This window comes from Occallatibacter sp., from assembly GCF_035317045.1.
Classification (GTDB): Bacteria; Acidobacteriota; Terriglobia; order Terriglobales; family Acidobacteriaceae; genus Telmatobacter.
Genome location: NZ_DATHHT010000037.1, coordinates 39,690 through 47,002, shown reverse-complemented (window position 1 = coordinate 47,002; position 7,313 = coordinate 39,690). Strand labels below are relative to the sequence as shown.

The window sequence follows — 7,313 nt, the reverse complement described above, 5'->3', positions numbered from 1 at the left end:
ACCGAGGTTGCGAGGGGCAACTTCCGCATCGGCAAGAGCGTGCTCGACCATGGGCAGGAAATCGCTGTCGGCAAGGTCAGAGGCGGCGATATTCACGTTCACGCGGAACGTGGAACGCGCGCGCATGGTGGCGCCAAAGTCCCGCAGGGCATGGCGGAGGACGAGCTTTGTAATTTGGCCCACGAAGCCGCGTTCCTCGGCGATTTTGATAAAGATGTCGGGACCCACCGCATTCTTGTATTCGTCTGTCCAGCGCACCAGGGCCTCTGCCTCGACGATGCGGCCGGTGGCGAGGTCGACGATGGGCTGATAGGCAACCGTAAGAGCGTCCGCACGGATGGCGCGGAGCAACTGCTGTTCGACGCTCTTGTTGCGGCTGTAGAGCAGAGGGAATAGCAATCCGATGAGAGCGCCCGAAACTGCGCCCATAGCAAGGTAGGCCAGGGTAAGCCCTCGACCGACAGAGAGTGCGTCTGGAATCGAGATATTGGCCGTCATGCAGGTATCGCCGTCGGTTGAGCAGCGGGTGGCATAGAGGGTGTTGCCTACCTGCACCTTGCCGTTGCGCATCAGAATGTGCTTCTCGACGTTCGGAATCTGGCCAAGCAGCGGGTCGCCCTGCCGTGTGAAGGAATCGATGGCCGTCGCGGTGTAATGCATGGGCGGCGCTTCGAGCGAAACGAGATTGTAGGGGTTGTAGACAACGAAGGAATCACCCAGCTGCACCGAGATCACGTCCTGATCGTCGACGCGGAACGGAGTGAGATTCTTATAAATCTTCGTGCCGTCCTTGCGGGCGATCGTCGGGATGAATTGCGGTTGCGCCAGCACCATGCGGCCAGAGGTCGTAGAGCAGTTAATGCTTCCACTCTGCATGCGACCGGCGGCCTTCAGAAATTGCGATTGGAAAATGAGCTGGCGGAAGTATTCGATTTCGGGATCGGAACAAAAGGCGTAGGGCGAGGAATTCATGGTCGCCAGGATTGCGCGGGACTCCGCCGAAGACGTGATCGACTCAAGCAGGATCCGATTTGCATAGGTATCGAGCCGGGCTTCCGCCTGTCGAAGTACAACGGCGTGACCCAGCAGATAACCGGCGAGCGCACCGGATGCGGCAAGAAAGATGGTCGACACAAGTGTGACCACAACGCGTTGGACAAGGGTGCGCATGAATGAGCAAGCCCATTATTTAGCGTGAAAGGGGCGAATTTCTGCTCCCCAATGGTGGTAGGCGGATGCCCCGTGGGTACTAGCAGCATAAGTCACTCATTCCAAAAGGAAAATGGCGGTTACTTTGGATGTTTCAGGGAGTCGTAAACCGACAGCTGAACCGATTTACAACTTAAGAGCAAGGCAAGCACTATCGATTGCGCAAGTGAGATCGGCCTCACAAGTTGCCGGCGAATTGAGTCGCGGGCCAGCGGATTCGCGCTGTCAGCGCGGAGCAACGCATTGAATTTCCCTGCGAAACGCCGTATGCTGGAGTTGCAGACGAGTTTGTCCGCCTGAGTTGCCGTGAGGATGCCGGCTGGCGGAGAGATGAGTGGGCTTATAGCCCACTTTTTATTTGGTGCAAATTTCTCCCGGAATACGGCCGCTGATTTTGACCGGGAGCCCCTTGATTGAGGGGCCAACGGGCGGGCTTCGATGCATGGCAGCAAAGCTGGAAGAAATCCGGAACGCCGCGGAGCGTGTAGCTGCATCACATGGTCTGGATGTGGTGGATGTGGAACTTGCTGGACCGGCTAAAGAGCGTGTATTGAGGGTTTTTCTCGAGAAGAACGCCGAGGGTCGAGCACGACTGAAAGCGGAGATTGCAGCAGGGGTTGAGGGGCTTCCGGAACGGTTGGCGGAAGGCAAGTTGAGCGTGGAACAGCTTTCCGGCGTGACCCACGAAGATTGTGCGGAGTTCAGCCGTGATTTTGGCGTCCTGCTGGACGTGGAAGACCTGGTGCCGGGAGCGGAGTACACGCTGGAAGCCAGTTCACCGGGGCTGGATCGGAAGTTGACGAAGCCGGAGGAGTTTCGCCGGTTTGCCGGATGCCTGGTGAAGATGCAGACATTCGAGCCGGTTCGCAATAACCGGCATTGGCGAGGGCGGCTGCAGTCGGGTGACGGGCAGATCATCACACTCGATCTTGGAGGCGTGCAGCAGAACAGCAAGAGCCGGAAGGCAGGCGTAAACACAGTAGAGATCGCTCTGAATAATGTCGAGAAAGCAGAGCTGATCCCGGAGATTTAGCCAAGCCGCGAGGCATGGCTTCGGAGGCGGAAACAAAGCCTCTTCAACGACAATCCAACGGTGCAACCGGTCTCAGAGCGGACGGTCGCCGGAAACAAACCGAGAGAGTAAGAAGAGTATGGCCAGCGCTTTATATCAAAGTATCGAACTCCTGAGCCGCGAGAAGGGGATTGAGCCCCAGATCGTGGTGGGTGCCGTGGAAGAGGCGATCGCCCTTGCCACGCGCAAATACTACAAGACCCAGGAGAACATGCGCGGAGAACTGAACAAAGATACGGGTGAGATCACCGCCTACATCTTCAAGACCGTTGTTGCCACCGACGATGAACTCGAAGATCCCGTGAATCAGATCACGCTGGAGGAGGCGAACGAGCTTGCGCCCGGAGTCGAAGTCGGCAGCGAGATCCGTATGTATCGCGATACCACGCCGCTGGGCCGCATCGCCGCGCAGCTTGCCAAGCAGGTGATCTTCCAGAAGGTCCGCGAGGCTGAGCGCGACACGGTTTTCAATGAGTATGCGCATCGCGAAAAGGAAGTGCTGAACGCGACGGTAAAGCGCATCGAAGGGCAAGACATTATTTTCGACCTGGGCAAAGCGGAAGCACGCTGCCCCAAGCGGGAGCAGTCCCGCCTCGAGCAGTTCACTATCGGCGAGCGTCTGCGCGTAGTGCTCCTCAAGGTGGATCGCGCCGCCAAGGGGCCGCAAGTGATCGTATCGCGGGCCGCGCCGGAGTTGGTGTCGAACCTGTTTCAGTCGGAAGTGCCCGAGATCTATGACAACACCGTGGTCATTCGCGCCATCGCGCGCGAAGCCGGTGAGCGCACCAAGATTGCGGTGCAGTCGCGCGACAAGGATGTGGATCCGGTAGGCGCCTGCGTCGGCATGAAGGGCATGCGCGTGCAGTCCATCATTCGCGAGTTGCGCGGCGAAAAGATCGACATCATCGAGTTCAGCGAGGAGATTACAACCTTCGCGGAAAAGGCTTTGCAGCCCGCCAAGGTGAGTCGCGTTTCGATTACCGACCTGACAGACAAGCAGCTCGAAGTGATCGTGGATGATACGCAACTCTCACTGGCGATCGGCAAGAAGGGGCAGAACGTCCGGCTTGCCGCCAAGTTGCTGGGATGGAAGATCGACATCAAGAGCGAGGAAGAGAAGCGCCAGGAAGTGGAGCAGCAGATGCAGGCTCTCACGGGTGGACCTTCGACTCCGATCGAGCAGGTTACCGAATTGGGTGAAGGGATCATCCAGAAGCTGGTGGCTGCCGGTATCACCACTGTGGAAGGTCTGGCCGATATGACGCCGGAGCAGCTCGAAGAGATTCCAGGCATTGGCGAGAAGACACTGGAACGCATCAGTGTTGCGGTTCGACACTACTTCGGCCACTTTGAAGAGGGAGAAGAGGGCGAGGCAACCGAGGCAACCGAGGGCGCAGGTGTAGCGGGAGCGTCGGAAGTGGAAGGCAGTGACGAGCCCGCGGCTCTGACTGCAGCGGCCGATACGGGCAAGCTTTCAGAAGGCGAGTCGGAGATTGAGACTGCCGAGGCCGTTTCCGGAACCGCGGAAGCTGAACTGGAAAATTCGCAGGAAGTGCTGGAAGAGGCGACCGAAGACCAGAGCGAAACGGCGGAAGAGCTTGCGGTCGACAACATTCCCAGCGCAGACGAAGGAATCGAAGAGAACGAAGCGGAAAACGAAGAGGGCGGCGCGTAGTATGCGTCGCGCCTTTCAAGTGGAATCAAGTGATAATGGTGGTAACGTAACCAGCCAATGCCAAGAGGTTGCGATGCGCGACTAAAGGGCTTGGGGCAGCACATTCTGAAAAGAGGCGGATGAGTAAGGTTCGAATTAACGATCTCGCGCGCGAGATGGAAGTCAAGAGTCGCCAGATTCTCGACGTGCTCGCGGAACTTAACCTGGGTGAGGGCAAGACGCATTCGAGCTCGATCGAGGAGCACGAAGCCGAAAAGGTCCGCGCGCACTTTCAGCATGGGCGCCAGGGCGGCCACGCGGGCGCGGGGTCATCGCGCTCTGCGCAGACTATTACACCGAAGATTGATTTGTCGCACGTCTCCAAGCCCGGCGACGTGATGAAGGCTATCCTTGCCAAAAAGCAGGAAGAGGAAGCCGAGGCTCGCAGGAGCCACGTGCCTCCCAGCAAGGCTGCCACGACTGCGCCGAAGACTCCGGCAAAGCCCACACCGCCGGTTGTTTCGGTAGCTGCGCCGCCAGCAGCCCCGGTGCGACCCGAGCCGCGGAAGATTGTGCCGCAGCCTCGGCCGGCGCCGGCGATTGTTCCCCCTGCCACCCCTGCCATCGCATCGAAACCGCCAGTCGGCGCCGTAGTGGCGAAGGCTCCCGCAGGCGCTGCGCCGACACGTCCCATCGTGACGGTTGTTCCGCCAACGGTTGTGGTGAAGCCGCCGGCAGCCGGATCAACTGCGACCAAGGCCATCGAACCAACACTTGCAGCGGCAAAGCCAGCGGCACCCAAGGCTGTTGCAGCCCCGCCACCACAAGCAGCACCACCCGCGCAGGAGAAACACGAGGCCGTCGCCCCGGTCACTCCGGTAGTCGAAGCGCCCAACGTGCAGGTTCCCGAGATTGCTGCGAAGGCAAAGGAAGTTCCTGCGGCACCAGCCACAGTAGCAGCAGAGCCAGAGGCTCCCATTTCACCAACTCTCGAATCGACTCCCGTGCCAGCGCGACCGGTGGTTGCACCGCGGCGCGTGGTAATGCCGCAAACCGGCCCGCGTCCTGTGTACAAGGCACCAATCGTCGCAGCGAGCACTGCTCCCCCACCCGCACAGGGCGTGGGCATTCAGCGCGGCAAGCCAATCTTCGATCGCAGACCTTCAGGAGCACCCGGCGGCGGATTCCAGCAACGTACGCCTGGTCCCGGTGGACCTCCCGGGCAGTTCCCCGGCGGCGGTCCGCGACCCAAGCATCCGACCCGCACTGGATTTGCAGGCCCTGGCGGCGCTGGCGCGCCCGGTGGACGTCCCGGATTCGGTGCACGCCCCGGATTCGGCGCTCCGCGACCTGGCGGCTTTGGCGCACGACCGGGTGCCGGCGGTGCACCTCCGACCGGCGAAGCGCCGCGTCCGCAGCGCGCACCGCAGAATCGCGCGCGCCGCGGCGGCCAGCAGTACCCGAAGACCAAGGAAGGCCCGATGAAGGGCTTTGTGCCGCCACCTCGTTTTGGCGGTGCCACGCACTTCAGCGATGAGCCGTTGCCGATCACGCGGGAAATCACCGTGACCGAAGGCATCAGCGTAAAGGACCTGGCCGAGAAGCTCGAGATTCGCGCCAAGGACCTGATCGCGGCGCTCCTGATGCGCGGTGTCTTTGTAACCGTGAACCAGTCGCTCGACGCTGCCATGGTGAAAGACGTTGCTGCCAAATTCGGTGCCGGCGCAACGGTCATCAGCTACGAAGAAGAGCTCGCGAACCAGGCAATCGAAGAAGTGCTCGAGGCCGAGAACACCGGCGAACTGGAAGTGCCGCGTGCGCCTGTCGTCACCGTTATGGGTCACGTCGATCACGGCAAGACTTCATTGCTCGACGCGATTCGCGAAACCGAAGTGGCGGCTGGCGAAGCCGGCGGCATTACGCAACACATCGGCGCGTACAAAGTGAAGTTCTCCAAAGAAGGCTCACCTGCTTCCGGCCGCGAAATCGTCTTCCTCGATACTCCCGGTCACGAAGCCTTTACCCGCATGCGTGCCCGTGGCGCCAAGGTTACGGACATCGTGGTCATCGTGGTCGCCGCAGACGACGGCGTGATGCCGCAGACCCTTGAGGCCATCGATCACGCCAGGGCGGCTGGTGTGCCCATCATCGTGGCCGTAAACAAGATCGACAAGCCGGAAGCCAATCCGGATCGCGTCAAGAAGCAGCTCGCCGACCGCGGTTTGATTCCGGAGGAGTGGGCAGCCGGCGGTGAAGGCACTGTCTTTGTCGAGGTCTCCGCGAAGAAGCGCCAGAACCTCGATGGGCTTCTCGAAATGATCTGCCTCGTTTCCGACATCCGCGCGCCCAAGGCCACACCGGGCCGCAAGGCAGTCGGCTCGGTCATTGAAGCGAAGCTCGATCGCGGACGCGGCGCCGTGGCCACCGTCCTGGTTCAGGACGGAACTTTGCGCTTGAACGACAGCTACATCGTCGGCAACACCTTCGGCAAGGTCCGCGCCATGTTCGACGATCGTGGACGGCCGCTTGAAGAAGCTGGCCCGTCAACGCCGATCGAAGTGCTCGGTCTCGAATCCATGCCGGACTCCGGCGACACGTTCCTTGTGGTTGCGGATCGTGACAAGGCCAAGGGCATTGCGCAATACCGCAAGATGAAGGAGCGCGAAGCACAGCTTGCCAAGAGCTCGCGTGTTTCGCTCGAAGGGCTGGCGGAGCAGATTCGCCAGGCGGGCGTGAAGGATCTTGCGCTGATCATCAAGGGCGACGTAACTGGATCGGTTGAGGTGCTGGCCGATTCGCTGGTACGCATGTCGACCGAGAAGGTGCGCGTAAAGGTGATCCACTCCGGAGTCGGATCGATCACCGAAAGCGACGTGCTGCTTGCGACTGCATCAAACGCCATCATCATCGGCTTCAACGTGCGCCCTGAGCGCAAGGCTGCTGAACTGGCGCAACAGGAAGGCATTGAGATTCGCCTGCACTCCATCATCTATGAGTTGCAGGACGAGATGCGTCTCGCCATGCTTGGTCTCCTCGATCCAACCTTCAAGGAGAACTATGTGGGCCGTGCTGAAGTCATCAACGTCTTCCGCATTCCCAAGGTCGGCACCATCGCCGGCTGCCGCGTGCAGGATGGCGTAATTCGCCGCGACTCTGAAATCAAAGTCATGCGCGGCGAGGAGCAAGTCTACAAGGGCAAGATCGGCTCGCTTAAGCGGTTCAAGGATGATGTGCGCGAAGTGACAAACGGCATGGAGTGCGGCATCGGTCTTGGCGGTTTCAGCGACCTGAAGGAAGGCGATCTGATCGAAGCCTTCTCGACGGAGAAGTTGGCAGCCGACCTCGGGGCTCTTACCTCAGCCAAAGCATAGCCCTTAA

General features: G+C 60.3%; 4 protein-coding genes. 3 read left to right on the top strand and 1 reads right to left on the bottom strand.

Annotated elements, in window-relative coordinates:
- Positions 1–1,170: EAL domain-containing protein (locus tag VK574_RS18265; protein ID WP_472801305.1), on the bottom strand; the 1,170-nt coding region annotated here is incomplete at its 3' end.
- 481 nt (positions 1,171–1,651) lie between these two features.
- Between VK574_RS18265 and VK574_RS18260 the strand changes: the two genes are divergently transcribed.
- The 3 genes from VK574_RS18260 to infB all read left to right on the top strand — a co-directional run bounded on the left by VK574_RS18260 (position 1,652) and on the right by infB (position 7,306).
- Positions 1,652–2,242, top strand: a complete 591-nt coding sequence (locus VK574_RS18260) for a ribosome maturation factor (RefSeq protein ID WP_472801304.1) — start codon at positions 1,652–1,654, stop codon at positions 2,240–2,242.
- Positions 2,243–2,360: 118 nt separating this feature from the next.
- Entirely contained in the window at positions 2,361–3,956 is a 1,596-nt protein-coding gene (gene nusA, locus VK574_RS18255; RefSeq protein WP_472801303.1) for a transcription termination factor NusA, read from the top strand.
- A 119-nt stretch (positions 3,957–4,075) separates the two neighbouring features.
- Positions 4,076–7,306, top strand: a complete 3,231-nt coding sequence (gene infB / locus VK574_RS18250) for a translation initiation factor IF-2 (RefSeq protein ID WP_472801302.1) — start codon at positions 4,076–4,078, stop codon at positions 7,304–7,306.
- Positions 7,307–7,313 lie beyond the last annotated feature (7 nt).